General features: G+C 32.2%; 21 protein-coding genes. 9 read left to right on the top strand and 12 right to left on the bottom strand.

The window, feature by feature from the left end; translation table 11 throughout:
• Positions 1-5 precede the first annotated feature (5 nt).
• Positions 6-1028 (top strand): hypothetical protein, encoded by a 1023-nt coding sequence (locus tag Q1B37_RS21870; protein ID WP_299902539.1) that lies wholly within the window; start codon positions 6-8, stop codon positions 1026-1028.
• Here the strand turns inward: Q1B37_RS21870 and bioA are convergent.
• The 3 genes from bioA to Q1B37_RS21855 form a co-directional block, all read right to left on the bottom strand.
• Complete coding sequence (gene bioA, locus Q1B37_RS21865; RefSeq protein ID WP_299902537.1) at positions 1021-2286, bottom strand: adenosylmethionine--8-amino-7-oxononanoate transaminase; 1266 nt, start codon at positions 2284-2286, stop codon at positions 1021-1023. The two genes, Q1B37_RS21870 and bioA, sit on opposite strands and share 8 nt — an antisense overlap.
• Positions 2283-2915 (bottom strand): dethiobiotin synthase, encoded by a 633-nt coding sequence (bioD, locus tag Q1B37_RS21860; protein ID WP_299902534.1) that lies wholly within the window; start codon positions 2913-2915, stop codon positions 2283-2285. Before bioD ends, bioA begins: the two co-directional genes overlap by 4 nt.
• Positions 2916-2988: 73 nt before the next feature.
• Positions 2989-4143, bottom strand: a complete 1155-nt coding sequence (locus Q1B37_RS21855) for a pyridoxal phosphate-dependent aminotransferase family protein (RefSeq protein WP_299902531.1) — start codon at positions 4141-4143, stop codon at positions 2989-2991.
• A gap of 155 nt (positions 4144-4298) precedes the next feature.
• Between Q1B37_RS21855 and Q1B37_RS21850 the strand changes: the two genes are divergently transcribed.
• The 3 genes from Q1B37_RS21850 (at position 4299) to Q1B37_RS21840 (ending at position 5610) form a co-directional block, all read left to right on the top strand.
• The gene (locus Q1B37_RS21850; protein ID WP_299902528.1) at positions 4299-4802 is read left to right on the top strand and encodes a DUF2975 domain-containing protein; all 504 of its coding nucleotides are present in this window, start codon (positions 4299-4301) and stop codon (positions 4800-4802) included.
• A gap of 2 nt (positions 4803-4804) precedes the next feature.
• Positions 4805-5008, top strand: a complete 204-nt coding sequence (locus Q1B37_RS21845) for a helix-turn-helix transcriptional regulator (RefSeq protein ID WP_299902525.1) — start codon at positions 4805-4807, stop codon at positions 5006-5008.
• A 65-nt stretch (positions 5009-5073) separates the two neighbouring features.
• A complete protein-coding gene (locus Q1B37_RS21840) occupies positions 5074-5610 on the top strand; it encodes a GNAT family N-acetyltransferase (protein WP_299902522.1) in 537 nt (178 codons plus the stop codon).
• On the opposite strand, the gene Q1B37_RS21835 is transcribed toward Q1B37_RS21840, so the two are convergent.
• Both Q1B37_RS21835 and Q1B37_RS21830 read right to left on the bottom strand, forming a co-directional pair.
• Complete coding sequence (locus Q1B37_RS21835; protein ID WP_299902519.1) at positions 5591-8461, bottom strand: prolyl oligopeptidase family serine peptidase; 2871 nt, start codon at positions 8459-8461, stop codon at positions 5591-5593. The genes Q1B37_RS21840 and Q1B37_RS21835 overlap by 20 nt on opposite strands.
• Before the next feature lie 172 nt (positions 8462-8633).
• Complete coding sequence (locus tag Q1B37_RS21830) at positions 8634-9635, bottom strand: hypothetical protein (protein WP_299902516.1); 1002 nt, start codon at positions 9633-9635, stop codon at positions 8634-8636.
• Between the two features lie 311 nt (positions 9636-9946).
• Here Q1B37_RS21830 and Q1B37_RS21825 point away from each other — a divergent pair, with 311 nt between their 5' ends.
• Complete coding sequence (locus Q1B37_RS21825; RefSeq protein ID WP_299902513.1) at positions 9947-10561, top strand: dual specificity protein phosphatase family protein; 615 nt, start codon at positions 9947-9949, stop codon at positions 10559-10561.
• Positions 10562-10592: 31 nt separating this feature from the next.
• Positions 10593-11645 carry an NAD-dependent epimerase gene (locus tag Q1B37_RS21820; protein WP_299902510.1) on the top strand — a complete coding sequence of 351 codons (1053 nt, stop codon included), beginning with the start codon at positions 10593-10595 and terminating at the stop codon, positions 11643-11645.
• Positions 11646-11667: 22 nt separating this feature from the next.
• On the opposite strand, the gene Q1B37_RS21815 is transcribed toward Q1B37_RS21820, so the two are convergent.
• On the bottom strand, positions 11668-13341 hold the full coding sequence (locus tag Q1B37_RS21815; protein ID WP_299902507.1) for a glycosyltransferase family 39 protein: 1674 nt from the start codon (positions 13339-13341) through the stop codon (positions 11668-11670).
• A 195-nt stretch (positions 13342-13536) separates the two neighbouring features.
• Here Q1B37_RS21815 and Q1B37_RS21810 point away from each other — a divergent pair, with 195 nt between their 5' ends.
• Genes Q1B37_RS21810 through Q1B37_RS21800 form a run of 3 tightly spaced genes read left to right on the top strand, consistent with a single transcriptional unit; the run spans position 13537 to position 16874 of the window.
• Positions 13537-14511 (top strand): glycosyltransferase family 2 protein, encoded by a 975-nt coding sequence (locus tag Q1B37_RS21810; RefSeq protein ID WP_299902504.1) that lies wholly within the window; start codon positions 13537-13539, stop codon positions 14509-14511.
• Positions 14471-15352 (top strand): lysylphosphatidylglycerol synthase transmembrane domain-containing protein, encoded by an 882-nt coding sequence (locus tag Q1B37_RS21805; RefSeq protein WP_299902501.1) that lies wholly within the window; start codon positions 14471-14473, stop codon positions 15350-15352. The genes Q1B37_RS21810 and Q1B37_RS21805 overlap by 41 nt, the downstream gene beginning before the upstream one ends.
• Before the next feature lie 49 nt (positions 15353-15401).
• Complete coding sequence (locus Q1B37_RS21800; RefSeq protein ID WP_299902499.1) at positions 15402-16874, top strand: glycosyltransferase family 39 protein; 1473 nt, start codon at positions 15402-15404, stop codon at positions 16872-16874.
• A gap of 10 nt (positions 16875-16884) precedes the next feature.
• On the opposite strand, the gene Q1B37_RS21795 is transcribed toward Q1B37_RS21800, so the two are convergent.
• From Q1B37_RS21795 to Q1B37_RS21770, 6 genes are all read right to left on the bottom strand, one after another.
• Positions 16885-18399 (bottom strand): glycosyltransferase family 39 protein, encoded by a 1515-nt coding sequence (locus Q1B37_RS21795; protein WP_299902497.1) that lies wholly within the window; start codon positions 18397-18399, stop codon positions 16885-16887.
• Between the two features lie 82 nt (positions 18400-18481).
• Positions 18482-19201, bottom strand: coding sequence for a phosphatase PAP2 family protein (locus tag Q1B37_RS21790; protein ID WP_299902494.1), 720 nt, complete (start codon positions 19199-19201; stop codon positions 18482-18484).
• 425 nt (positions 19202-19626) lie between these two features.
• A complete protein-coding gene (locus tag Q1B37_RS21785; protein WP_219010889.1) occupies positions 19627-19902 on the bottom strand; it encodes a F0F1 ATP synthase subunit epsilon in 276 nt (91 codons plus the stop codon).
• A gap of 83 nt (positions 19903-19985) precedes the next feature.
• The gene (atpD, locus tag Q1B37_RS21780; RefSeq protein ID WP_299604892.1) at positions 19986-21494 is read right to left on the bottom strand and encodes a F0F1 ATP synthase subunit beta; all 1509 of its coding nucleotides are present in this window, start codon (positions 21492-21494) and stop codon (positions 19986-19988) included.
• 356 nt (positions 21495-21850) lie between these two features.
• Positions 21851-23323, bottom strand: a complete 1473-nt coding sequence (locus tag Q1B37_RS21775) for an SGNH/GDSL hydrolase family protein (RefSeq protein ID WP_299902491.1) — start codon at positions 23321-23323, stop codon at positions 21851-21853.
• Between the two features lie 22 nt (positions 23324-23345).
• Positions 23346-26111, bottom strand: a complete 2766-nt coding sequence (locus Q1B37_RS21770; RefSeq protein WP_299902489.1) for a TonB-dependent receptor — start codon at positions 26109-26111, stop codon at positions 23346-23348.
• Between the last annotated feature and the right edge of the window lie 31 nt (positions 26112-26142).

Below are 26142 nucleotides of genomic sequence, written 5' to 3'. Positions count from 1 at the left end.
TCATTATGACTGGCAATCTTAGTTTAAAAGAAACCTTACTAGTATTTGGACTACCCTTATGTATATTAGTTTCTTTAGCATTATTTGCCAGTTCAGATATAGCATTATCTAATTCTCTTATTTCTAAGAGTATTACATTAGACTTGATAATTACTATTCCCTTTATTCATTGGGTCTTAATTCGGAAAAAAGATATTTCTAAGTTTTCGGTGCTTTCTTTTTTCGTAATAGGTATCCTTATTGCTTCTTTTGTTATTCCAGAAGAAAATCAATCCTATATCTCCTTTATCAAGAATTGGATATTACCTTTTATCGAGTTGGGAATCGTTACTGCTATTCTCTTCAAAATTCGAAAAACCATTCAGGTGTATAGGCTCACTAAAAATAGTTCACCAGATTTTTTTACAATCCTTAAAAAGACTTGTTCAGATGTTTTTCCTAAAAAAATATCAGAGGTATTAGCAATGGAAATTGCTGTGTTTTATTACGGATTCATTTCCTGGAAAAAGAAAACTCCAAGAGAAAATGAATACACTTATCATAAAGATGGTAACTCTATTAGTATTTTCATAGGTATTCTTATGATCGTCATTATAGAGACTTTTGTTTTACATAAAATGATATTAAAATCGAATCCTTCTATTGCATGGATAGTAGGAATAATGAGTGTTTATTCTTTTGTTCAGATATTTGGTTTTGTTAAATCAATAACCAAAAGACCTATAACTATAGATGGAGAAATACTACATATCCGATATGGAATAATGAGTGAAGTAATTATTCCCATATCTGATATTGACACCATTGAATTTTCTTCTTCTTCAACTGTTTTTGATAAAGAAACCAGAAGATTATCTCCTTTGGGAGAACTAGATCCTCATAATATGCTTATTAGATTAAAAAAGCAATCAGCAGGAACTAAAATAGGACTCTATGGAATAAAACGTAACTTTAAAGCTATAGCATTCCATGTTGATCAAAAGAACCAATTTAAAGATGATCTAGAACAATTGATGCTGTCTAAATAGTCTCCAATAGTTCGGTAATCGTTTTATAAATTTTGCCTAACTGTTGCTCCGAAATCACGTAAGGTGGTAAGATATAAATCGTTTTTCCTAACGGTCGTAAGCACACTCCGTTTTGCATAAAATGATCAAAGATTTCATATCTCTTTTTACCATATCGATCCATTTCAATGTTTAAATCCAAAGCATAAATAACTCCTTTTTGTCTTGTGCTTTTTATTTTTGGATGATTTTTTATAAGATCATTAAATTCTTGATGGGACTTAATGATTCTAGCAATATTTTCCTGAATATCTTTTGTACTTAGCAGATCAATTCCAGCAATTGCAACGGAGCATGCAATTGGGTTTGCAGAATACGTATGCGCATGAAAAAATGCTTTGCCAATAGAATCATCCAGAAATGCATTGTATATCTCTTGGGTACAACTTGTTACCGCCATAGGCACAAAACCAGCTGTTAACGCTTTGGACATAGAAATGATATCTGGTTTTGTCTCCATATATTCTGATGCAAAGTTTTTTCCTGTTTTCCCAAAACCAGTCATTACTTCGTCTGCAATAGTAATAATCTTGTTTTCCTTACAAATTTTAAGAATCGGATCTAAGTATTTTTCTTCGAACATATGCATTGCATTTGCCCCTTGAACCAATGGCTCATAAATAAAAGCAGCAACTGCATTATCATCAACAATTTGGTGTAGTGTTTTTATGACTATATCAAAATTATCTTTAGTAGGAGTAGGGATTCTTCGAACATCAATAAAGAAATCTTCAAAAGGACCATTATATACGGATAATCCAGAAGCCGACATTGCTCCGAAAGTATCTCCATGAAATCCGTCTTCGAAAGCAATGATTGTATTTCTTTTTTCTCCTTTATTAAAATGGTATTGCAATGCCATCTTAATTCCCACTTCGTTAGCAGTAGATCCGTTATCAGAGAAAAATATTTTTTCTTGATTATCAGGTAGTATTTCAATTAACTTTTCGGACAGTTCGATTGCTGGTTCGTGCGTAAAACCTGCAAAAACAATCTGATCCAAGGTTTGCATCTGTTTACTTACTCTTTCTAGAATAAATGGATTACAATGTCCATACATTGCTGTATACCAAGAAGCAATTCCATCGATATATTCCTTTCCTTGATCATCATAAAGCAAAGCTCCTTCTGCCTTTACAATAGGTAAGGCATCTGGATGGATTTTATGCTGTGTAAGTGGATGCCAAAGATGTTGTTTATCTCTCTGTTGTAAACTCATAACGTTTCTAATTCATCCTTAAACAATGAGGCATATTCTTTAACTACCATTTCATCAAAATAAGGTTCGTTATCCACTCTACCGATAACTTTTACCTTCGTCATTTTTTTGATAATACTTTCGGTAGTTATATGTTCATCTCCGCTAAAAATAATCACTGGATCAAATCCTTTCTCTTGTAATAATTTTACAGTCAACAATGTATGATTTATACTCCCTAAGTAATGTCTGGATACTACAATAACTTTACAATCGGCATCAATAATATCTAAAATTGTAGCTTCATCATTTAACGGAACTAGCAAACCTCCAGCACCTTCGATCACTATAGTATTTGAAGTTGATGGAATCTGGATATTGTTAATGTCGATAGTAATGCCATCAATTTCTGCCGCAGCATGAGGACTCATTGGTGTATGCAAAGCATAACTATTTTTATGAAAGGTAGATTCAGAATTAGAAACCAACTCTTTTACTTTATCGGTATCGGAATAGGATAAATCTCCCGCTTGAACAGGTTTAAAATAATCTGCTTGCAGTGCCTCAACTACGATGGCAGATACTACAGTTTTACCAACATCTGTACCTATTCCTGTTATAAATATCTTTTTTTGTTCTTTTTTAGCCATAATAGACGTGATAATTTGTCTTCTTTACTCGATAATCAAAACTTGAATATCTCAACGCTTTCTACGAGCTAATTTATTTTTTGACAAAGGTAGCTAACAAGGTCAAAACTTCTACTATTTCTTCTTTGGTATTATAGCTATGCAAACAAAATCGTAATCGTTCTTTTCCTTCAGGAACTGTTGGTGATAAAATTGGTTTTACATCAAAACCTTGATCATGTATTTTTGAAGCTATTGTCTTTACTTTTTCATTTCCTGAAATGATACAACAATGTATAGCAGAGTCACTTTTAATGAATAACTTTTCTAATTGCATGGACTCCTTTTGCTCATTAAAAAACTGAATAACCTTCCGCAGTTTATCGATCTCTGTTGTTATTTTAAGTTGCTGATATGAAGATTGAATTGTAGCAATTGCATGTGGTGACAAACCGGTAGTATAGATAAAACTCCTTGCAAAATTTACCAGATATTGCTTCAATTGTGAAGATCCTAAAATAACCGCTCCATGACAACCTATTGCTTTACCAAAGGTATGAATACGTGCAAAGACTTTTTCTTCGAGTTTTAACTCCTGAATTAAACCTGCACCATTATTTCCAAACACACCTGTTGCATGAGCTTCATCTACAACAAAATAACAATCATTGGTTTCACATAATTGAGAAAAAGCTTCTAAATCTGGAACATCTCCATCCATAGAAAAAACCGACTCTGTTACTACATATATTTCCTGACTTTCATTAGATGAAGATCTTATTGATGTGATCCTTTTTTCTAGATCAATGTAATCATTATGCTTAAATTTATACGATTTCGCATTACTCATTATAATTCCGTCTCGGATAGAAGCATGAATGAGCTCATCATATAAAATTATATCACCTCGTTGTGGAATCGAAGAGAAAAAACCAATATTTGCATCGTATCCTGAATTAAAAATCAAAGCAGACGGTGCATTATGAAAATTAGCTAGTATTTCTTCAGTTTCGTTATATAAAGTATGATTTCCCGAAAGCAAACGTGAACCTGTTGCTCCATTCTCATGTATATCACGCTCAACTAATAACTGATGAGCATGATCAAAAATAACCTTGGAAGAAGAAAAACCTATATAATCATTAGATGAAAAATCAACTAAATTATTCTTAAAACCTAATACACGTAAAGCATCTTTCTCTTCTCTTTCCTGAAGCTTTTTATGAAGTTTTTTTGGTATTCCTTGCATACCGCTAAAATACAACAAAATAGAACTTACAACAGCAGTCAAAAGTTATAATCATGATTTCAAAAACAACAATTAAATATTCTTTTTTGATAAAAAATTATTGAAAAACAATAATTTTTGTATATTTGTTATCGTTAAACAATAATTTTACAATAATGAAACCGATATATATTTTAAAAAAGCTAATTAACTTTTATTATTACTTTGTAGGATTTGGCTTAGGAATTAGTTTTATTTCTTTAGTATACCGATTCTTTGTTCCCAAAATGATCAATCCACATTTCTTAGAAAGTGATACGTTATATAGTTCTAATTCTATAAAAGTTGTAATTATTCAACTATTATATCTAGGTATGCTTTTTATTTTTTTTAAGTCTATTGAACTTTTAACAAAAAGTCTTTCTGACTTGTCAGAAGGAAATCACTTTTCGCCCGCTGTGATTAAAAACTTTAAGAACTCAGGAAAGCTATTTATTATGATTAGTATCATAGAAATATCAGCAAAAATATTTACAAACTTATTTTTAGAAAACAAACTTATATTCGAAATAGATACTTCTATTATTTTATTTCCAATTATAGGTTTATTCTTTTTATATCTCCACGAGGTATTTTCCAAGGCAAGAACACTTCAAAACGAAAACGATTTAACTATTTAATTATGCCTATAATTGTTAATCTTGATATTATGCTTGCCAAACGAAAAATGAAGAGTAAAGAATTGGCTGAAAAAATAGGTATCACTACTGCCAATCTTTCGATTCTTAAATCTGGAAAAGCAAAAGCGATCAGGTTCTCTACACTTGAAGCAATTTGCAAAGAACTAGATTGTCAGCCCTCTGATATTTTAGAATACCGACCTTAAAATTTTTGATAAATTGATATACTTATTAGAAATCTAAAATATTATTTTTATCAAAACAGTTCTCCATGATCACATACACCATAGCCTCAAAAGATGAAGAATTACATCAAATACTAGCATTACAGCAAAACAATTTATCTGAATCCATCTCTTCCAACGAGAAACAAAAAGAAGGTTTTGTTACTGTAAAACATAATTTTGATATTCTTAAAAAAATGAACACCCAGCAACAACATATCATTGCCAAACATGATGATAAGGTTGTTGGATACGCATTATGTATGACCAAGGATTTTGGAAATGATATTGAAGTTCTCAAACCGATGTTTGTGAAAATTGACTCTTTGATTGAGCCAAAAACCAACTACATTGTCATGGGACAAGTATGTGTTGACAAAGCATATAGAAGACAAGGAATATTCCGAGGTCTTTATCAAAAAATGAAATCCTCCTTACAAGAAAAATATTCCTTGCTAATAACTGAAGTTGCTTCGAACAATCACAGATCATTAGAAGCACATCGTGCAATTGGTTTTAAAGATTTAATCGTTTATCAGGCTGATGCTATACAGTGGCATATCATTAGTTGGGACTGGGAGTAGCTTTTTGCATACTCAGTGGTGTCTCCTCTAAATCATACCCAAAGTCTTTTCCTTTATCCACTCTAGAAACACCTTTAGTCATCCATATAGGAGCTGGTTTTCCTTGCAAGTAATGATCAAAAAATTGCATCATCCGTATTGATAAGTCTTGTCTATTTTTTTCTTTTCTAAGATTATGAGCCTCATCGTTATATACCAAAAGCCAAGCGGGTTTACCTAATCTACGCATTCCCATAAACATTTCTATACCCTGATAATAAGGTACTGCTCCATCTTTATCGTTATGCATCATCAACAAAGGAGTTTCTATTTTCGGAATTCCGAATAAAGGAGAATTTTCTATATACAGATCAAATCCATCCCATAGGTTTTTACCAATACGACTTTGCGTTCGTTCATACTGAAAAGCTCTACTCAATCCAGATTGCCAGCGAATTCCTCCGTATGCTGATGTCATATTACTTACTGGAGCTCCAGCCATTGCAGCTTTAAATTTATTGGTAACCGTAACTAAATAGGCTACCTGATATCCTCCCCAACTTTGTCCTTGGATAGCCATATTTTCGCTATCTATATACCCCTTCTGTTCTAATGCTTCCACACCAGATACAATACAATTATAAGCACTAGCACCAGGTTTTCCATCTTGATAAACAATATCTGGTACAAACATTATGTAACCATTACTAACCAGATAAGAAGGGTTTACAATGGAAGCACTAGGTCTTGGTGTATAATAGTTTCGATAGCTGTCGGATCTTTTCTCATAAAAATACGTGATCAAAGGGTACTTTTTTGAGGGATCAAAATTTTCAGGTTTATATACGATACCTTCTAGCTTTTTGCCATCATAACTTTTCCAAGTAAACAACTCTGCAGTTCCCCATTTAAAATTTTCTTTCTGAGGATTCACATTTGTTATTTGTTCAGTCTTATCAAAATCATCATTAGTATAATGCAAATCCTGGAACGTATCGAAGTTTTGCTTAGTAAACGTAATTAGTTCTCCTTTCTTAGCTTTACTATAGTCATTGATAAAAAATTCTGTTGGTTTTATTTTCTCCTTCAATTTATTATTCACTAATGTATACAACCCAGAGGCCTTCGTAGTTTTATCAAAACTAGTGATCAACAATTTGTCATTACTATAAGAAGCCTGATTTCTATTTTTATCATCTAATTGCAAGGTTCTATATTCGATATTACGTTTTCTACCATTGGTAGTTACATTTACAGGTTTTGTCTCACCTGATAAAGTAACTTTCCAGATATCATACTTGTCATAAATTAGTGCATTACCATTTTTATCGAATCCTCCAAATCCATGAGGAAAAGGTTGCATTGGGTGGTCATCATCCTCATCATAAAAAGCCACATTGACTTCTTTTGTAAGATTGGTCTTTTTTAAACTTGCTAACTCTAAAGAAAACCAGTTTTTCTGTTCTATATCATAATACAACGCATACTTTCCATCTAACGACAATATTGGTTGTAAGGCTGCTTTTGCAAGCGCTAAACGTTTTTGTCCAGAATTAGTATCGATAACGTAAAAATCTCTAAACCAAGGAAAATACCATGACCTTTGAACATCATATGGAGATCCAGCTGCTCCAAGTATAAATTTCTGCTCATTATCTTTATCTAAAATAAGATTGTCTATAAAATCATCTTGTAATTTTACAACCGATTGATTTTTGATATCATAATAAGAGAGAAAAGCTTCATTTTTTAATTCCTCTAACCTAGCATTTTGTTCGGGTTGTACCATTTTATCCTTCCAATTCCAAACATCTACCTGAGGGATTTCATCTTCTAAAAGTGTAGTATCATTATGAAATATTATTTTAGGTTTTGAATAAAAGTAAAGTCGTTTGCTGTGCTCTGAAAAGAAAGAAGTCTTTGCATTACTAAGCTCCCAATTATTTCTAAGGTTCTTACCTAAACTATCTACAATACTGATTAGTTTTTTATCCCTATAATAGAATAACTCATATTTCAGGGAATCTACATGAGTGGAATCTTTAACCGCAATAAAAGAGAAATGATTACCAGTTTTGTCTACGGATAATTTATCATATAAATACCTTGTCGTATCGATTACATTTTTGGTTTTTGTAATCGCATTATATGCAAAAACCCCCAAATCTCTTTTTCTATTTTCTTTATCTTTCTTTCCTTTTTTACTATGCTCGGTTTGGGTGTAATAAAACTGATCTCCTTCTTTAGATAGTATAAAATCTTTAATCTGAAAAATCGTATCTTTTTTCTTGGCCTTTAGATCATATACCAATGCATAATCTTGTGTAAACGCTTTTCCTAATTTTACTTTTACAGTATCTTTTTCCTGTTTTTCTTCTTTATCATTTTTCTTATCGGGTTTTGTATCCTTAATTTTTTTAATAACTAACCAGCCATTAGATTTCTCTGAAATTTTATAGGAACTTATCCTTCCTATAGAGTCATACAACTTATTATTAATTACATCGTAGATAAATAAATCGTCCTTAGCTTTTTGATCTTTCTTAAATTTCTTCTTCTTTTCTTTTCTAGTGGTTTGATAGGATGGTTTTCGCTTAAAAATTACAAAACTTTCATCTTCAGTAATTGACGTATCATACCCATTAAAAAAGGTAAAATCATTTTTAGTCTCGGTATTATAAATCTTTAGGTAGCCATCACCTCTTTTAGTAGTGGTTTCAATTACTGAAACAATCAATTTCCCGGTATTCGATATTTTAGTATCTGAAATACGTTTCCAAAGGTCATAATCATCATGAGTTAGTTGTTTTTTCTGAGCAAAAGCCACAAGAGTAAAACTCAAAAAAATAAAAGTGAATATGTTTTTAATCATGCTATTGTGTTGTATACGAAGCTGAAAAGTATAAAACGTTTTACCTACAAATGATGGTTTAACATAATTTTAAACAAAATCTAAGGAATTATTTAAATTTGACTTATTTACCATATAAAAAAGGAGTTAAACACATGGTATAACTCCTCTTTTTATAGGTCTTTTAAGAAAATTATTCTATCCCAAGATACGGATTGTAAATATAAGTTTTACTAAAGTTTCCTAACCCATTAAAATACTCATCGACCAAATGAGCGGGGTAATATGCAATACCTCCTGCTAATAGTCCCTGATTACCTCCATCATCTTTATCATCCCAGTTCCAGGGTGCATTGGCAGATCCACTACCGTATGATTTTTGAAATGATTTGGCATTACTAAAAAGGTTTGTATTAAAACGTTGATCCCACATCCCACCGTTTTCAAATATATTCACCAATTTATATTTTACATTTCTATCATAAATATCAGATGGATGTTCGCTAGTGGTTTTACTAGGAAAATATACTACATAATCACTCCCTCCAGGTTGTTGTTTAGCATGTGCTTTGATACCATGTCCTTTTGCCTCTGCAGAAGTTTTAAATCTATTAATTCCATTATGATTTTGAGTAGTTAAAGTACCATCTATATCTTCACTCCCATTAGTTAATCCGGAGTTTGAAGCTTTGTAAGAATAAAAATCAGAATGAAATATGGTTACAGCCCCAATTGCTGTACCGTAGGTAGAGTTGTCTTTTTTTACAACTGTAAGTACACCTTCAAGATCATTTTCATGCTCATCAAAATGATATAAAAACCAAATATCTGTCCAGTCTCTTGGATGAAAAAATGCATAGGTAATAAAATAGTGCGTACTTGTTTCTACAACGGAATAATAACCAACTGCATTTCCTTTTCTGGAGGAATTGGCAATGTTGTCCCAATTATTTTTTGCATTTAGATCACCATCAAAATCATAAGCAGTAATGTAATCCGCTTTTCCGCTTAAACCATGAGAACCCGTTCTATCTACATCTTGATAGTGTACAGGTGCATGTTGATAAGCTAAATCTAAATAGAAACTAGAATTTTTATTCTCAGACACATCCTCCTCAAAAACATAAATATCCTCATTTGATTCGCATGCACATAATATAAGCACTATAATAAAAAGTGTAATAATTTTTTTCATTTTAAATGATTTATAAGTTAGTTAAGCATCTAAAATTATAGTTTTCCTCAACGCTTTTTATTACCTGTAGATTAATTAATTTTTAACTAAACTGTTCTTCCCTACAAAAACACTTATTGGTTGATTTTAAAATTTTAAAACTCTAATAATCAATTTTTTAAATCAAATTTTGTTATTAAAAAGTTATCATAAAAAATAAATTTCAAGGCAATTGTTTATGAATCATTATTAAATTATTAGGGTTGTCTTTATTCCTGTTTTTAGGTCTTTTGATTCTTTAACTTCGTAAATGAAATTTAAAAAACACAGTAATGAAAACAACCAAAAAGTTTATTTTTTCTTTGTTATCTATTGCTATTGTATTTACCACTCTGTATGTTTATCATGTACACTTTAATTATAGGTTTACAGAGGTAACATCTGGAAAGGTATATAGATCTGCGGCGATTCCTGCTGATAAAATTGAGAGTTATCTAAACAAATATGGTATAAAAACTGTTATTGACTTAAGAATTGGAGCTGTTATAGACCCTCTAAATCCAAGTCTCACCAATGATATTACTAGAGAGCATGACATTATAGAAACCATAGATAATGTAACACATATTAATATTCCATCTCACCAAATACCTAGTAAGGAAAATTTAGAACAGTTTTTTGATGTTTTAGATAAGGACATATCTTATCCAATATTGATTCATTGTCATCATGGAACTGGTAGAGCGGTTTTATACACAGCTTTGTACCGTATTGAATATGAAGGCTTTTCTAATGAAGAAGCTAGAAAAAAAACTGTCTTCCCAGTACTTCTAAGTTCCTTTGATAATGGGACACCTAAAGGAGAGTGGTTAAAAGCCTATGAAGTAAGAAGAACGAATGAATATGCATCATCAGAAGTTGTATCGGAAAACAATTCATCTCAATAATTGATTCTTAACTAACCTAATCTATAATCAAATGAAAATTTTAGTAACAGGAGCAGCTGGATTTATTGGTTTTCATGTAACCCGTAGACTTTTGACCATGGGACACGAAGTCATTGGTTTTGACAATATAAATTCATATTATGATCCTCAGCTAAAATATGACAGGCTTAAAAAGGTGGGTATACCTAAGAACTTGATTGTTGAAAAAAAATATGTTCAATCAAGTATCCATTCTCAGTATCGATTTATTAAAATGGAATTGACTCAGAAAGCCGCATTAATGGATTTATTTCGATATGAACGTTTTGACGCTATTATACATCTGGCTGCTCAAGCGGGTGTACGTTATAGCTTAGAAAATCCAGACGTATATATTAAAAGTAATGTAGAAGGTTTTTTGAATATTTTAGAAGCGTGTAGACACTATCCTGTTAAACATCTTGCATATGCATCCAGTTCTTCAGTATATGGTAACACCAAAAAAACACCATTTTCTATAGATGATTGTGTAGATCATCCTATTAGTTTATACGCAGCTACAAAAAAAAGCAATGAACTTATGGCTTATACTTATAGCCATTTATTCAAAATTCCAACAACTGGCTTGCGTTTTTTTACAGTTTATGGTCCTTGGGGACGACCAGATATGGCACCATCGCTATTTGCCGAAGCTATTATAAATAATAGACCAATACAAGTCTTTAATAACGGTAATATGGAACGAGATTTTACTTACATAGATGATATCGTAGAAGGAATTGTAAAAGTAATATTTGATATTCCAGATGCCGAAAAAGGACACATTCCATATGTGCTTCATAATATCGGAAATAGCAATCCAATTAAGCTTATGGACTTTATTGATTCAATCGAGAAAAATTTGAATACTAAGGCAAAGAAGAACTTTATGCCAATGCAACCAGGTGATGTTCAAAAAACATATGCGGATATATCTAGTCTAACAGAAGCTGTTGGATACACTCCACAAACCAATTTACAAGAAGGAGTGAAGCGTTTTACAGAATGGTATATTTCTTATTTCATTCGAAAACAAAGAATCAATAAATCAAAAACCTTAGCATAACCAGGTTGCATTACACAAATAATTATTCAACTTGGATTAGATATGCTTTTTCTAAGATAGCATCTCTTGTATTAGGATTCAAAAACTCTAAAGATAACCTGGTAATCCTATGGTGATATATCTCATATTCTCTTGACCAGCTTATATTCATAGCTTTCAACGACTCCAACTTATTGCCATATAGAAATAACCATTGACCACTTTTCACTGTACTTGATACTTCTGAAATATGAACTGTAGGGGTAATTCTTTTGGTGTAAAAGTCGAGTGACCAGCTAGGTCTTCCATTTAACATCAGGACATCAGTTTTATTAATATCCTCCGAATTAATTACTCTTGCAGCATTGTTACCTGCCTGATATAATAATAGTTTTGGGTAAAATTGAGTATTTAAACAAAAATTGATCAAAATCATATACGATACCGATAGAATGATCAATTTTCTTATCGTTTTCATTTTTGTAGTTATTACATAACTTAATCCTACTAACAACAGTAAATAACACAAAATAATACCAACGTGTGGCATCGGAAAAGCCCAAAATATAAGAAACAATACTAAAATACTACCAGTGGTTAGTATAACATACTGTAGCACTAAAAATACCTGAGAAGTACGTTTTTTATTCTTGTTGTACAATTCTGTTAAATAACCTGCTACTAAAACAGATAATATTGGTAATATGTTGTTTAAATAATGCGGCAATTTAAACTTTGAAAAACTAATAACTATCAGAACTACGAAAACACCTAAGGAGGTTAATGTTTCTAGTTTAGGTTTAAAAATAAATTTGTTTATCCATAGTTCTTTACATCTATTAAATAAAGCTAAGTATGCTATGATTGACCATGGTAAAAACGCCCATAAAAGGGTATGAAAAAAGAAAAAATAATCAGGGCTAGTTTCTTTAAAACCAGAGGCCGTTAATCTATTAAAACTTTGATCCCAAAGAATAAACCTAATTCCAGAAACATTCGACTGGCCATGTATAATTTTTTCGGGATGTAAATCGAATTGAACATAATACGCATACAAAACTGGTAATATTGAGATAATGAATGATAAAATACCGATTAAAGTTTTCCAAGACCAAATCACGTACCATCTTCGGTTATATGACACATATGTTAGTATGCAGATTCCTGCAACAAAGACTCCTAATTGACCTTTCGTAGAAAAAGCTATGGCTACTCCAACCGCTCCTAAAATAGCATGAACAACTTTTTCATGATTTATATATAATACTAGTTGCCATATTCCAAAAATAGTAGCGCCTGTAAGAACAGCATCTGTTCTTACATCATGATTAGAAAGAACAATTGCTTGAGCAGATAAAAAAACTAATGAAGCAATATGTCTTGCTTGTTTTCCATAAAACTCTTTAGCCAATCCATAACAAGAGATTGCTCCTATTCCTGTAAATAACAAAGCAGGAATTCTATACGCCCAATCTGATATTCCAAATATTTTAAATGATAAAGCTGCAAGCCAAAAATGCATATGTGGCTTATCTAGATAATCTCTTCCTGCTTTATAAATATTAAGGAAGTCATTTTCCAGATACATCCGCATTGCCATTGTTGCATGTTGTGCGGAATCATTCTCCATTAAGGGAATCCATAATCCAGATATATATACTATAAGCAATAATATGTATAGTATTATATAATCTTTTTTGAAAAGAAAATCTGTCATCTAAAAAGCAATAAGATCTTAATTAATAGCATCTAATTCGACCAAAAGTAGTGTAAGTGCGTTTCTAAAAACAACCTCTAGCGAACTACTTAACAATTATATAACTCGACCGGAATTCCTTATTAATTTATTATCAATTACCCAATATTAAATTGATGTTCCGACTATAACTTTGATGATTTAAGAAGATTCCATATGCAGAGTATAAGATTATTATCAGTGGTAATTCCTGTATACAATGAAGAAGGAAATACGAGCTTACTAACAGAAGCCATAGAAAATGGATTAAAAGGATATCGATATGAGATTATTTATGTAGATGATTTCTCTTCTGATAATACCAGAGAAGAAATAAAATCACTAAATAATCCTAACGTTGTTCTTGTAGAATTAAAAAGAAATTATGGGCAAAGCTCTGCTTTAGCAGCTGGTATTGACTATGCAAGAGGTGAATATATTATTACAATGGATGGTGATATGCAAAATGATCCTGCAGATATTCCTAGAATGTTAGAATTAGCTATCAATGAGGATTGGGATCTTGTTACCGGCATACGACAAAAGAGAAAGGATAATTTTATTAGAACCTTGCCTTCTAAAATAGCAAATTACATTATTCGTAAAGCTACAAATCTTCATATCACGGATGCTGGATGTGCCCTTAAAGTAATGACTTCAGAAACAGCTAAAGCGATTCCTTTATATGGAGAACTACACAGATTCATTGCATTAAACGCTCATATAGACGGTGCACGTATCACAGAAATTCCTGTAAAACATCACGCAAGAAAATTTGGTGTTTCAAAATATGGATTAGGAAGAACATTTAAAGTGATGAATGACCTTTTATTGATCATTTTTCAGCGTAAATACCTGCAAAAGCCTCTTTATTTATTTGGAAATATGGGAATGTTATTTTTTGGAGTTGGCTTGTTGATTAATGTATACCTAATCATTTTGAAATTGATGGGGAATGATATCGGAACACGGCCATTACTATTATTAGGTGTGTTATTAATACTAGTAGGAATTCAATTTTTTACAATAGGGATTGTCACCGATTTATTAATGAGAACTTACTACGAATCTCAAAATAAAACTCCTTATAACATTAGAAAAATTACAACTTTTGAAACAAGAGAGAAAGAACCTGTTTTACACGTTTCTTAAAATTGGAATAACCGTATTATTACTATACCTAGTTTTTACAAAAATTCCGTTTACAGAAATTTGGGAAACATTAAAACGTGTAAATACTTTTTATCTTTTAATTGGGATAGTCTGTTTTATTTTATCCCAATGGATTTCTGCTGATCGACTTCTAGTATTGTTTACATCTTCAAGTTTTTATATAAGTCCAAAAAGCAACTATAAACTGTATCTAATAGGAATGTTTTATAATTTTTTTATTCCTGGAGGAATTGGTGGAGATGCTTATAAAGTATTTTTACTTCACAAGACTTTTAAATGGTCTACCAAAAAACTTACAGCATCTTTATTTGTAGATAGATTTATGGGATTGACGGCTATTGGAATTTTAATACTTATTTATGCTCTTATAATACCCATATTTGAAGAGACAAATATAATTGCAGGAATCATTCTATTATTAGTCTTAGGTATAACAGCTTCCTATATATTTATACAAAGGTTATTTCCAGCTTTTTTGTCTGACTATGTAAAAACCTTAGTACAATCTATTGCTATTCAGTTGTTACAATGCATTTGTATTCTATCGTTGCTAGCATCTATAACAAAAGTTGAATCCTATTCATTATATATTTTTGTGTTTTTAATTTCTTCGGTTTTATCCATTTTTTCATTTTCAGGAATAGGTGTTAGAGAAATGATTTTTTACCAAGCTTCTTCAATGTTGCAATTCGATACCGTAACTGCTGTATCAATTGGGGTTTTATTTTCTGCTATAACTGCTCTTGTATCTTTATTTGGAATTATATTCCATTTCAAAAAAGCAAATTCATATTTAAAACTTAGAGATCCGTTACATTAACGAATAGAGCATGAGCCGTCAGTTACATTTCCTAAAACAAATAGGCTCCTTGAAGAACCACAGATCTTTTTTTCTTTTAATCATTACTTATTTTCTGACACATCTTTTTTTTAGACTATTACTTACAAATTCGTTAGAAGTAGATGAAGCTGAGCAAGTGTTTTTAAGTCAAAAGCTTTTACTTGGTTATAATCAACAACCACCTTTATATACTTGGATAATTATTTTTATTACAAAACTATTTGGATATAGTTTACTGAGCATCATTATATTTAGAACGGTATTGTTGATTGGTATTTTTACACTTGTTTTTACAATATCAAAACAGTATCAAGACTCCTTTTTAGATGCAAATATTTCAACTTTAAGCTTATTCTTATTTCTTCAGTTATCGGTTGAAAGTTTTAGACAAACCCATACAGTACTTATTACCTTTTCTGTTGTCTTCATGATCTGGTCTTTTATAAGACTTATTCGTAATCCATCGAATCTTAATTATATCATATTGGGTATTACTATTACATTAGGAATCCTATCAAAATACAATTTTGTAATCTCCTTATTAGCATTTTTATTAGCTATTATATCAGATATAGAATACAGAAAAATAATCCTGAATAAAAAGATTAGTCTATCGATACTTGTTTTTTTAGTACTGATTACACCTCATTTTATTTGGCTGTATAAAAACATGACAACTACCAGTGAAGAAACCATCAATGATCTGGCAACACAAAACCTTTCATATATATCAACTATAACTCCAAGTATCTGGGCTATTAGTAAAGGGGTTTTATCATTTGCAGGTTTGTTTTTTGTCTCTATGTTATTACTCTTTAAAGGGAAAATCAAGTCTGTTTTCGAAACACAAAAAAATAGGTTTGTTAATTTTTTAGGTAGGTTTTTGACTCTTTCAGTACTGATCTTCGCTATCATTTTAGTATTTACCAAAGCAACGAATGCGCATGAGAGATGGATTCAACCATTGCTTATTATTACCCCGATTTACGTGTTTTGTTGTATTGATGAGCATGAAAAATCAATAAAAAGATATAAGGTTTTTAAAAATATTTTAATAATTATAGCAGCTCTAACACTCGTATACAAGCCACTGAGTATTGGTTTAGGACCATCCTTAGGTTTTACAGAGCGAATCAATCGGCCTTACTTCAAATTTGCAAAATTCCTATTACAAAATCACTCATCACAACTAGAGAAATCAAATCTCATTATCTGTGATGCAATTGATTTTACAGGCACTATGAAAGTGCTCATGCCTAATCATTTTTATGATGCATTTACGGCTAAAAATGATCTTTTTTACACTGCTATTGATCAGTATAACAACAAGACAATTCTCTTACTTGGAACATCAGAAAACAATCAAAAATTAGTTGACAGCATTAAGTCAAAAGTTAGTAATCTATCTATAATAGAATCCTCAAGCAAAACCTTTTTTTATAACTATAGCAATAAAAATACCTACACCTTTTATTACACCTTTATTACTATATGTAACTAATATTTAGTTATCATTTCTTTTTATAAATTCGGGTAGTATGTGATTCAAATAGCGCTTTTACTTCCATGATCTTGACGATATCCATTCTGTTTTCTAAAACATCTACCTCACGTGTATTTGTCATTAAAAAGCCTTGTGGGTGTTTTTCAAAATACTCCTCTATCTCAGCTTCCTTATGAATAATCGTGAAGGTCCTTTGAAAATTAATTGGGAAAGCCGCATCAAAACTTTTATATACTTTAACTGTATCATTTTGTTTTAATATTGACTTTGCTTGTTCTACAGGGTTTCGCGAAGTTAATCTAGGATAAATTCCAAGAAATAAAATTGGTGTAATGATAACCCAACCCAAAGCAATGGTGATAAAAGCCTTTTGTAAATATCCTTTGAAATAAAAAACCAAGCCAACTAAAGTAGCTGTTGACGTTGGTATTAGCCAATAGGCTATATCACTTACATCACTTAATTCCTTTTCTTGTAATAATACTAACTTTCCTGCTATTGGCAAGCCTATAGCCAGTAGTCCAATTAATCCTACAGCAATAGTATTGTGGATACCTTTATCCTTTCCTCTGTAAAACTCCCAAAAAGCCACTGCTAGTACCAATGCCAAAAAAGGATAACACGGCATCGTATAGTTAGGCAATTTAGTTCCTGAAATACTGAAAAACACAATAAATACAACCGATACAATAGTAGAAAATAAAAGTAATGAGTCTTTAGATTTGTTTATATATGAGTTTTTAAATGCTTTTAAAAGAAAAAAAGAAAATGGCATTAAACCCAATAAAACAAAAGCCCATGTAATTAGAAATATACCTCCATGGCCTTCCATTTTACTTCCAAATCTATTTACATTATGATCCAGAAAAAAGCCTTTTGTCCAATCTCCATCGGTTTCGAAATGCACTAAAATATACCACGGTGTTGTTACTAATAAAAAAACAATTAACCCTAAAAGAGGTCTAAATTTAAGAATCGCTTGGATACTGAAATTTTTAGTACTAACTAAAAATATGATGCAAATCAAACCTGGTAAAGCAATTGCTACAGGACCTTTGGTAAGTGTTCCCAAACCAAAAAGCACATACATTATCCATAATGAAAACTTAGAACTGGTCGCATAAAAGTCATAAAACATCCAAAGCCCAATACTTATAAAAAAAATTAAATAAGGATCTGGAACAGCCAAATGAAATTCCTGAATAAAGAAGATAGATGACCAGCATACCAAGACAAAAATCCAAGCAATATTTCTCTGAGAAAATTTATTTATATAGTAATACGATATACTAATTGCTAATGCTCCGAATATTCCAGAAAAAAAACGAGCACCGAATGCATTCACTCCAAAAAGCTTATATCCCAAAATCATAAAATAATAATGTAGAGGAGGCTTATCTGCTCTTAGTAACCGATTAAATTTTGGAACAATAAACTCAGAATGAACTAACATCTCTCTTGCAGCTTCTGCATTTTTCGCTTCATCTAGAATATAAATTGGATATGCCCATGATCCTATCAAACAAAGAAAAAGACTAATAGAAAAAACAATTAGAAAGTTTTGATGATTATATAACTTGGTAATCAAAATGAGTAGTAAAAAATTAATACTTTGGATATGATCTTATTCTTCTAATAAATAACTGCCTTAAAAACACAAGTCTTACTTTTAGTTTTCGAGACGTAACAGGTATCAGATATTTATCCATCCAAAAATATTTGGACGCAATTTTTTCAATCAAAGTAAATGCTATTATCGAAGATAAGGTTCCAAACAGAAATCCAAAATATACATCGATTAGAAAATGCTGAGCTAAATACACTCGAGAAAACCCAACACTTATTGCTAATAGAGCAAGTGTAATCGAAGAGCGATTAGAATTAAAAATTAACGCAATAAACGATGCGGCAAAAGCTGCCCCCGTTGTATGACCAGAAGGGAAGCTTACCTCTCGTCTTATTCTTATTCCTTCGGCAAAATGAAGTAAATGATCTTGACAAATCCAACTCATATAAACAGACGGTCTATAAATGTCATTGAAAAGAATTTGCTTATTAAACTGAATGAAGAAAACATGCAAAAAAAGCCCTGTTACAAAAACAAAAAACCAACGTACTCTAAGAAACAAAAGGGTTAAAGCTGCACAGACAACCATAAAACCTTCCCCAAACCAAGTAAGGTTCTTAAAAAATCCGTCTCTAAGAGGAGAATTAAATCTATTTATAAAAAGTAAACTTTGTTCTTTAGGAACACATAAAAAAGGGCTAAGTATTACCAATATAACTATAAAAGGAATAATAGATTGATATCGTTTAGCTTTCATAGATACGAAAATATCACATAGTTAAAATCACCCCTTTATCCATATGTTATCGTTCGCAATCTAAGACGTTAAAAAACAACCCATTTCTTAACTAATTGTTACTTATAAATCACTTTACTAGATCCCTAAATTTCTATATATAATCTTCCTCCATAATCAAACAGTATAGCGATATGTTTTCCTTGAATTTACCAAAACCCTTAATAACAGTGAAGTTATATTTTATACATAAAAGTCCCCATTGAAATTAGTTTTTTTAGGTTATGATTTAAAATAAAAATCATCGTTGCGATAACTCTTATATTTCTTTTTTTACATCTTCACTGGTATTAAATAGTATACTAGTAAACTTTATAAAAAATAAAAAATCCCTATTACATATAATAATAGGGATTTAATATAATGATCTAGATTGTAAATACTACTTAATCTGCAAGTACAATCACTTTATTATCTTTCATTTCAATTGTACCTGAATTTATCGCTAGAAGTGTAACACCATTTTCTTTCGTAAATTTTTCTACTACTTCTTCTTCCAAATTCATATCACCGTACACTTTCACATTTCCTTTTCCTAATAAAGAAACGATTGGCGCGTGATTATCCAACATCTGAAACTCTCCATTCACACCTGGAACAGCAACCGAAGTTACTTCGCCGCTAAACAATACTGCTTCTGGAGTTACTATTTCTAAATACATATTTATAGTTGTTTATTGTTAGTTGTCGGTTGATTGTGTACTTAATTCAATAAGATACTATCAACTACCAACAATTAACTAGATTATGCTTCAGCTAACATTTTCTCACCAGCCTCAACAGCTTCTTCGATAGTTCCTTTAAGGTTAAATGCTGCTTCTGGCAAGTGATCTAACTCACCATCCATAATCATATTAAATCCTTTGATTGTATCCTTAATATCTACAAGAACACCAGGTATACCAGTAAACTGCTCTGCTACGTGGAATGGCTGAGATAAGAAACGCTGAACACGACGAGCACGTCCTACTGCTAACTTATCATCTTCAGATAATTCTTCCATACCAAGAATTGCAATAATATCTTGTAATTCTTTATATCTCTGTAACAACTCTTTTACTCTTTGTGCACAGTTATAGTGATCATCTCCTAAGATATCGGCAGTAAGAATTCTAGATGTAGAATCTAATGGATCCACTGCTGGATAAATACCAAGCTCTGCAATTTTACGAGATAATACTGTTGTTGCATCTAAGTGAGCAAACGTTGTTGCTGGTGCTGGATCTGTTAAATCATCTGCAGGTACATAAACTGCCTGTACAGAAGTAATAGATCCTTTCTTAGTAGAAGTAATACGTTCCTGCATCACACCCATTTCGGTTGCTAATGTAGGCTGATATCCTACCGCAGATGGCATACGACCTAGAAGTGCAGACACCTCAGAACCTGCTTGGGTAAAACGGAAAATGTTATCTACGAAGAAAAGTACATCCTTTCCTTGCCCATCTCCGGCTCCATCACGGAAATATTCTGCAATCGTAAGTCCAGAAAGTGCAACACGAGCACGTGCTCCTGGTGGCTCATTCATCTGACCAAATACGAAAGTTGCTTTAGAATCTTTCATAGCTTCCTTATCTACTTTAGAAAGATCCCATCCACCTTCTTCCATAGAATGCATAAAATCATCACCATACTTGATAATTCCAGACTCTAACATCTCACGAAGAAGATCATTTCCTTCACGTGTTCTTTCTCCTACTCCTGCGAATACAGAAAGTCCACCGTGACCTTTCGCGATATTATTAATTAATTCCTGAATCAATACCGTTTTACCAACTCCTGCACCACCAAATAATCCAATTTTACCTCCTTTTGCATAAGGCTCGATAAGATCGATTACTTTGATTCCTGTGAATAAAACTTCTGTAGAAGTTGATAAATCCTCAAACTTAGGTGCTTGACGGTGAATTGGAAGACCGTTTTCTCCAGCTTTAGGAAGATCTCCTAATCCATCAATAGCATCTCCAATCACATTAAATAGACGTCCATATACATCTCCACCAATCGGCATTTGAATAGGAGCTCCTGTTCCAACAGCTTCCATTCCTCTACTTAATCCATCACTGGAATCCATCGCAATTGTACGTACCGTATCTTCACCAATGTGAGACTGAATCTCTAACACTATTTTGGTACCGTCTGCTTTATTAATTTCTAACGAATCGTAAATTTTTGGTAATTCAGTACCGGCAGCGAATGCTACGTCTATAACCGGACCTACAATTTGTGATACTTTACCCGTAACTTGAGACATTATATAACTATTTAATGTTTAGTATTTAATATTTAAAAAAGACCCATTTTTCTTACATGTAGAATACGACCTTTTTTCAGGCTGCAAATATAGGCTTTTAAAATGAATAACATAGCCTGTTTCATTTTGTTTTTTTCTTGTGCAAATTTAAAGGCGTCAAACCCATTAAAAAGTATAGATTATTCGATTATATTATTTCGTTTAAACTTATTACATTTTAATTTTTCATAGACAAAAATTTACTATTCCAATTCATTTTTTTACTTAAATGTAATTCGCATTTTCTTAAATATCACAACAAAAAAAGCCAGTACTACCTAAGAAGTACTGGCTATTATAATTTAATAATATACTTACTATTGTAAAGTTGGCGAATAAAATGTTGGATAATCCGCAGCCTTTACCATTGGTAAGTTTGATTCGTAAGTCATATTAATTGCTTTAAGCGCTTCATTTGCTAATAAAGCATATCCTCTGGCAGTTGGATGCACTCCATCTAATGAGAAAGCTCCACCAAAAACTAAATCTTCCTGAAGAAGAAATTCATCAAATGTTACTCCATTAGAAGCTACTTGCTCTAATAAAGCATTTGCATCTACAAAAGCCAGACCAGCTTGATCTCTAGCCTCTGCAATAGTAGCATTAAAAGCGGTTGTTGCTGTTGCTATTTCAGCCTGCTCTTCTGGAGTTAACACCCATTTATCAGCTAATGGAATTGCCACTCCATTTACTGTTTGTGGATTTCCAGGTACCGCTTCCGTACCGATAAATGATGCAGCGGTTAACACCAATAAATCTTCTGAAGTAGCCTGTCTTATATTAATCAGTGCCGGATTAAGACCTGTTAAATCTGTTAAATCTTCGTCTAAAATAACCACAGCATTTCCTTCTCCTTCCGAAAAAGTTATTGTCCTTCTAGCTAATTCTGCATCCGCGTCTTCTTGTGAAATCGCTCCCGCCATTACAAGACCAGCAAAAGCTTGTGCAATTCCAGCATTGTATGCTCCATAAGCACTAGCACTATTTAAAAAGGCCGCTGTAGCTGCATCTAAAGGAACAGGGTTATGAGGCACTGTTGTAAAATGCGGAATTGATGTAACATCTGGAATATTAGCAATTACACCCTTTGCTCCTCCAGAAGTCAATGTAGCGATTAACGCATTGTAAGCTTGACTAAATGTAGCAGTATCTGTAATTGGATCTGTACCGTCACCACCAGATAATGCATATCCTAACACATCGTTATTACCAATCCATAGTGAGAAAAATGTAGGACTCTGTGCCATAGCATCTTCTATTACCGATGCATTTGGACTTGAAGCTATTCTAACATAATAAGGGTTTGCAAGGCTAGGTAATCCTGCTATATTTCCATATCCATTGGCTAAAAGATGAAAACTTTTAGCTCCTGGTATTCCCATATTATTAAATGAACCTGATAATATAGATGATATTTCAGTTGTTGGTGTTCCTGGCAATACTGCAGGACCAGCTCCATTAAAAAAGAATCTTGGAGCTAATATCTGATTCCCTCCAAGTAATGCTCCTCCAACATTATCACTCATCAACGGTTGTGAAAATGTACCTCCTCCAACTAATCCGAATTGTTGAGACAAGATGTTTGGCATAGAATTTTCTTGTCCAGCTATAAATAAAGCTCCATCGGTAAAACCAGCCGTTAAAGAATTTCCTAAAGCTACATAATTAGAAAAATCTGCTGTTCCAGCTGTAAGAACAACTTCCTCAGTTGTTGTTGAATCATCATCAGATTCACAAGCTATAAATCCAAAAACTAACAGAATCAATAGCCATTTATATTGAATATTCATATTTAAAATATTTTTAGATTAATTATAAGTTGTTTATAGATATACCGATATAATATTGCGATCCTATAAACCCTGTACCAAAGGCAGTAAAATATTCTTCGCCTAGAATATTTGTTGCTCCTGCTTTAAGTGTTGCTTTTAATTTAGGAATGGTATAGTTAATTTGTCCATTAAGAACATTAAAAGAAGGAACATCTCCATCTCCGAATGCTGCTTCCCAAAAATATGCATCACTCCAAGTCCAACTCGTATTAAACCCAAAGTTCTTAAACAAACTTGTATGACCAAAAGAAGCTTTTACTTTATGCTCTGGAGTATTAAAATTTGTTCTAAAATCCGGATCTTCATTTTCATCAAAATCTTGTTTTGTAAATGTGTAATTAACTCCAAAATCAAAATTTCCTAGGATCTTAGTATCTACACCAATAGTACCACCAAATGATTTAATATCTACATCAGAATTGGTATATGCTTGGTACACTTCTGTATCTCCATTTTGCAAAGCTGCTAGTGATAAGGTACCATCTCCAACCTGTCCATAAAGAGGCACTAAAACATTTTCTGTAGATATGAAATCCGTATATATATTATAATATCCACTTAGATCAATTACAAACTTCTTGATTTTAGCACGATAACCAAGTTCTACTGCAACAACTTTTTCAGGTTCAACCAGATCAACATTTGAAACCGTAGGAGTACCATTCAATACAGAATTTAACGAAAAAGAGTTTTCATATGCTTGTCTACCTACTACATCTACAGAACTATTTCCTGTTAACAACTGACCATCTCCACTTAGATCAAAGTTTCTAACATCTCGATCTAAATTCTCTGAAGCCGATCCTACAAGTATTGCCCTCCCCACATCTAAACCAATAAACAAATCTTGTGTTGTTGGATTTCTAAAACCAGTTTGAGCCGATAAACGAATATTATGATTTCTATCTGCTCCCGCTGTATAACCAAGGGATAATCTAGGAGATATATTTCCATCAAATAACTCCGATTTATCATATCTAATAGAACCTGTAATTTTTAATCGATCATCAATTAATTTCTTTTGTACTTGAGTATACACCCCAAACTCCGAATAACGAATTGGTCCGTCAAAATCTGTAAATATAGTTCCCGATGAATTTAATTTGTATTCTCTAAAAGACCCTCCCACTTGGATATCTGCAAAATCACTAGTAATATGACTAAAGTTATAATTAACATCTACGTGCCTTAATTGACTAGCATCTTGAAATTTAGATCCGGTTGTAAGATCTGGATCTGTAGTAACCGTATTAAATGCATTCTCGAATTCCGGTGTTCCTGGTAAAAATCTGCCTGTATCTGCGGTTTGTCTGGCTATTAAATGAGCTTGTTCCGGTAATTGACCTGCTAAACTTGCCTGTACAAAGGCTCCTGCGTACTCTCCAAACCAAGTTTGGTCATCTTTCCATAACCTATTAATATTAATTCCTGTAAATCTAGAATCGTATGAGTCTCCTGCATCTTCATCTGTAATATATCCTCTTACAAAAAAGTTATCATTTTTAATTTCTAATTTATGCTGCTGTAAAAAGAAATTTCGAATTGAATATCTGTTTGCTCCTTGATAAATAGTTGTTCCTCTTCCGACTTTACCTAAATAAATAATTTCGAAATCGTTTGCAAAAGGACGATAATGAAGTGCTGCATCAAACTTTATACTTTCTGCATTATAATTGTTTAAATCACTTTCTAAGTAACCTGTTCTACTAACTTCTTGATTGGGTAATATATTTTCTGCTCCAGCTGGCAACAACCCAGCATTCACCAATGCAACTCCAACTCCTCTAATATTAGTACTTACTTCATCTCCATATACATTCAGTCCATCATAGTTTGGGTCTAATCTAGTACCAGTAATAATATCATTAGAAACACTGACTTCATTTGTAGCAAACCAATCTGTACCTCTGAGATAAGAAAAATTAACTTTAGCAGCAAATTTATCAGAGAATGCATGAGCAATCCTAATTCCATAATCATAATATTCATTGTCACCTCCGACTTCTTGAGAGGTAATACCACCTTTAAAATACGCACTTATCCCTTGATGATCAAAAGGATTCTTGCTAGTCATAAATAAAATTCCGTTAAAAGCATTTGCTCCATAAAGTGCAGAAGAAGCTCCTGGCAGTAACTCTATACTATTTACATCTAATTCTGTCATTCCTAACAGATTTCCTAAAACAAAATTTAGAGCAGGTGCTGCATTGTCCATGCCGTCAACCAACTGTACAAATCTGGTATTAGCAAAATCCGCAAATCCTCTGGTATTTACTGATTTAAAGGTTAAACTATTGGTATTGATATCAACTCCTTTTAAATTCTCTAAACCATCATAAAAATCTGCTGCAGGAGTAGTTTTTATTTTCTTGATTCCAAAACGTTCTACACTTACAGGAGATTCAAACACCCGTTCTGGTGTTCTAGAAGCTGAAATAACTACTTCATCTAATTCTGTTCCTTCCTTTAATGTGATCGTAATGTCAGAGGTGCTCGATGTAATATCTACGGTAGCAGATTCAAAACCTATACTACTTACGATAATCGTAAATGGTGGCGTTTCCTCTAAAGTAAGTGTGAATAGACCATCAAAATCCGTAACAGTCCCGACAGAAGCCCCCTGCAAAGCTATATTTGCTCCAGGAATGGGTTGATTGTTATTATCAACAACTTTCCCACTAATTGTTGTTTGTGCAGTAGAAATAATACTTATTAAAAGCACTATTACTAACGTAATTGTCCTCATATCCTAAATTAGTTTTTATGTTATGACAACA

It is taken from the genome of uncultured Aquimarina sp., assembly GCF_947492965.1.
Lineage (GTDB): Bacteria > Bacteroidota > Bacteroidia > Flavobacteriales > Flavobacteriaceae > Aquimarina.
Note: the sequence above shows the minus strand (reverse complement) of the source record. Positions and strands in the feature narration are given on the sequence as shown.

Excerpts from the sequence above, each read along its gene's own strand:
- Q1B37_RS21870 (WP_299902539.1), top strand. The coding sequence starts at position 6 with ATGACTGGCAATCTTAGTTTAAAAGAAACCTTACTAGTATTTGGACTA.
- bioA (WP_299902537.1), bottom strand. The coding sequence starts at position 2,286 with ATGAGTTTACAACAGAGAGATAAACAACATCTTTGGCATCCACTTACA.
- bioD (WP_299902534.1), bottom strand. The coding sequence starts at position 2,915 with ATGGCTAAAAAAGAACAAAAAAAGATATTTATAACAGGAATAGGTACA.
- Q1B37_RS21855 (WP_299902531.1), bottom strand. The coding sequence starts at position 4,143 with ATGCAAGGAATACCAAAAAAACTTCATAAAAAGCTTCAGGAAAGAGAA.
- Q1B37_RS21850 (WP_299902528.1), top strand. The coding sequence starts at position 4,299 with ATGAAACCGATATATATTTTAAAAAAGCTAATTAACTTTTATTATTAC.
- Q1B37_RS21845 (WP_299902525.1), top strand. The coding sequence starts at position 4,805 with ATGCCTATAATTGTTAATCTTGATATTATGCTTGCCAAACGAAAAATG.
- Q1B37_RS21840 (WP_299902522.1), top strand. The coding sequence starts at position 5,074 with ATGATCACATACACCATAGCCTCAAAAGATGAAGAATTACATCAAATA.
- Q1B37_RS21835 (WP_299902519.1), bottom strand. The coding sequence starts at position 8,461 with ATGATTAAAAACATATTCACTTTTATTTTTTTGAGTTTTACTCTTGTG.
- Q1B37_RS21830 (WP_299902516.1), bottom strand. The coding sequence starts at position 9,635 with ATGAAAAAAATTATTACACTTTTTATTATAGTGCTTATATTATGTGCA.
- Q1B37_RS21825 (WP_299902513.1), top strand. The coding sequence starts at position 9,947 with ATGAAAACAACCAAAAAGTTTATTTTTTCTTTGTTATCTATTGCTATT.
- Q1B37_RS21820 (WP_299902510.1), top strand. The coding sequence starts at position 10,593 with ATGAAAATTTTAGTAACAGGAGCAGCTGGATTTATTGGTTTTCATGTA.
- Q1B37_RS21815 (WP_299902507.1), bottom strand. The coding sequence starts at position 13,341 with ATGACAGATTTTCTTTTCAAAAAAGATTATATAATACTATACATATTA.
- Q1B37_RS21810 (WP_299902504.1), top strand. The coding sequence starts at position 13,537 with ATGCAGAGTATAAGATTATTATCAGTGGTAATTCCTGTATACAATGAA.
- Q1B37_RS21790 (WP_299902494.1), bottom strand. The coding sequence starts at position 19,201 with ATGAAAGCTAAACGATATCAATCTATTATTCCTTTTATAGTTATATTG.
- Q1B37_RS21785 (WP_219010889.1), bottom strand. The coding sequence starts at position 19,902 with ATGTATTTAGAAATAGTAACTCCAGAAGCAGTATTGTTTAGCGGCGAA.
- atpD (WP_299604892.1), bottom strand. The coding sequence starts at position 21,494 with ATGTCTCAAGTTACGGGTAAAGTATCACAAATTGTAGGTCCGGTTATA.
- Q1B37_RS21775 (WP_299902491.1), bottom strand. The coding sequence starts at position 23,323 with ATGAATATTCAATATAAATGGCTATTGATTCTGTTAGTTTTTGGATTT.
- Q1B37_RS21770 (WP_299902489.1), bottom strand. The coding sequence starts at position 26,111 with ATGAGGACAATTACGTTAGTAATAGTGCTTTTAATAAGTATTATTTCT.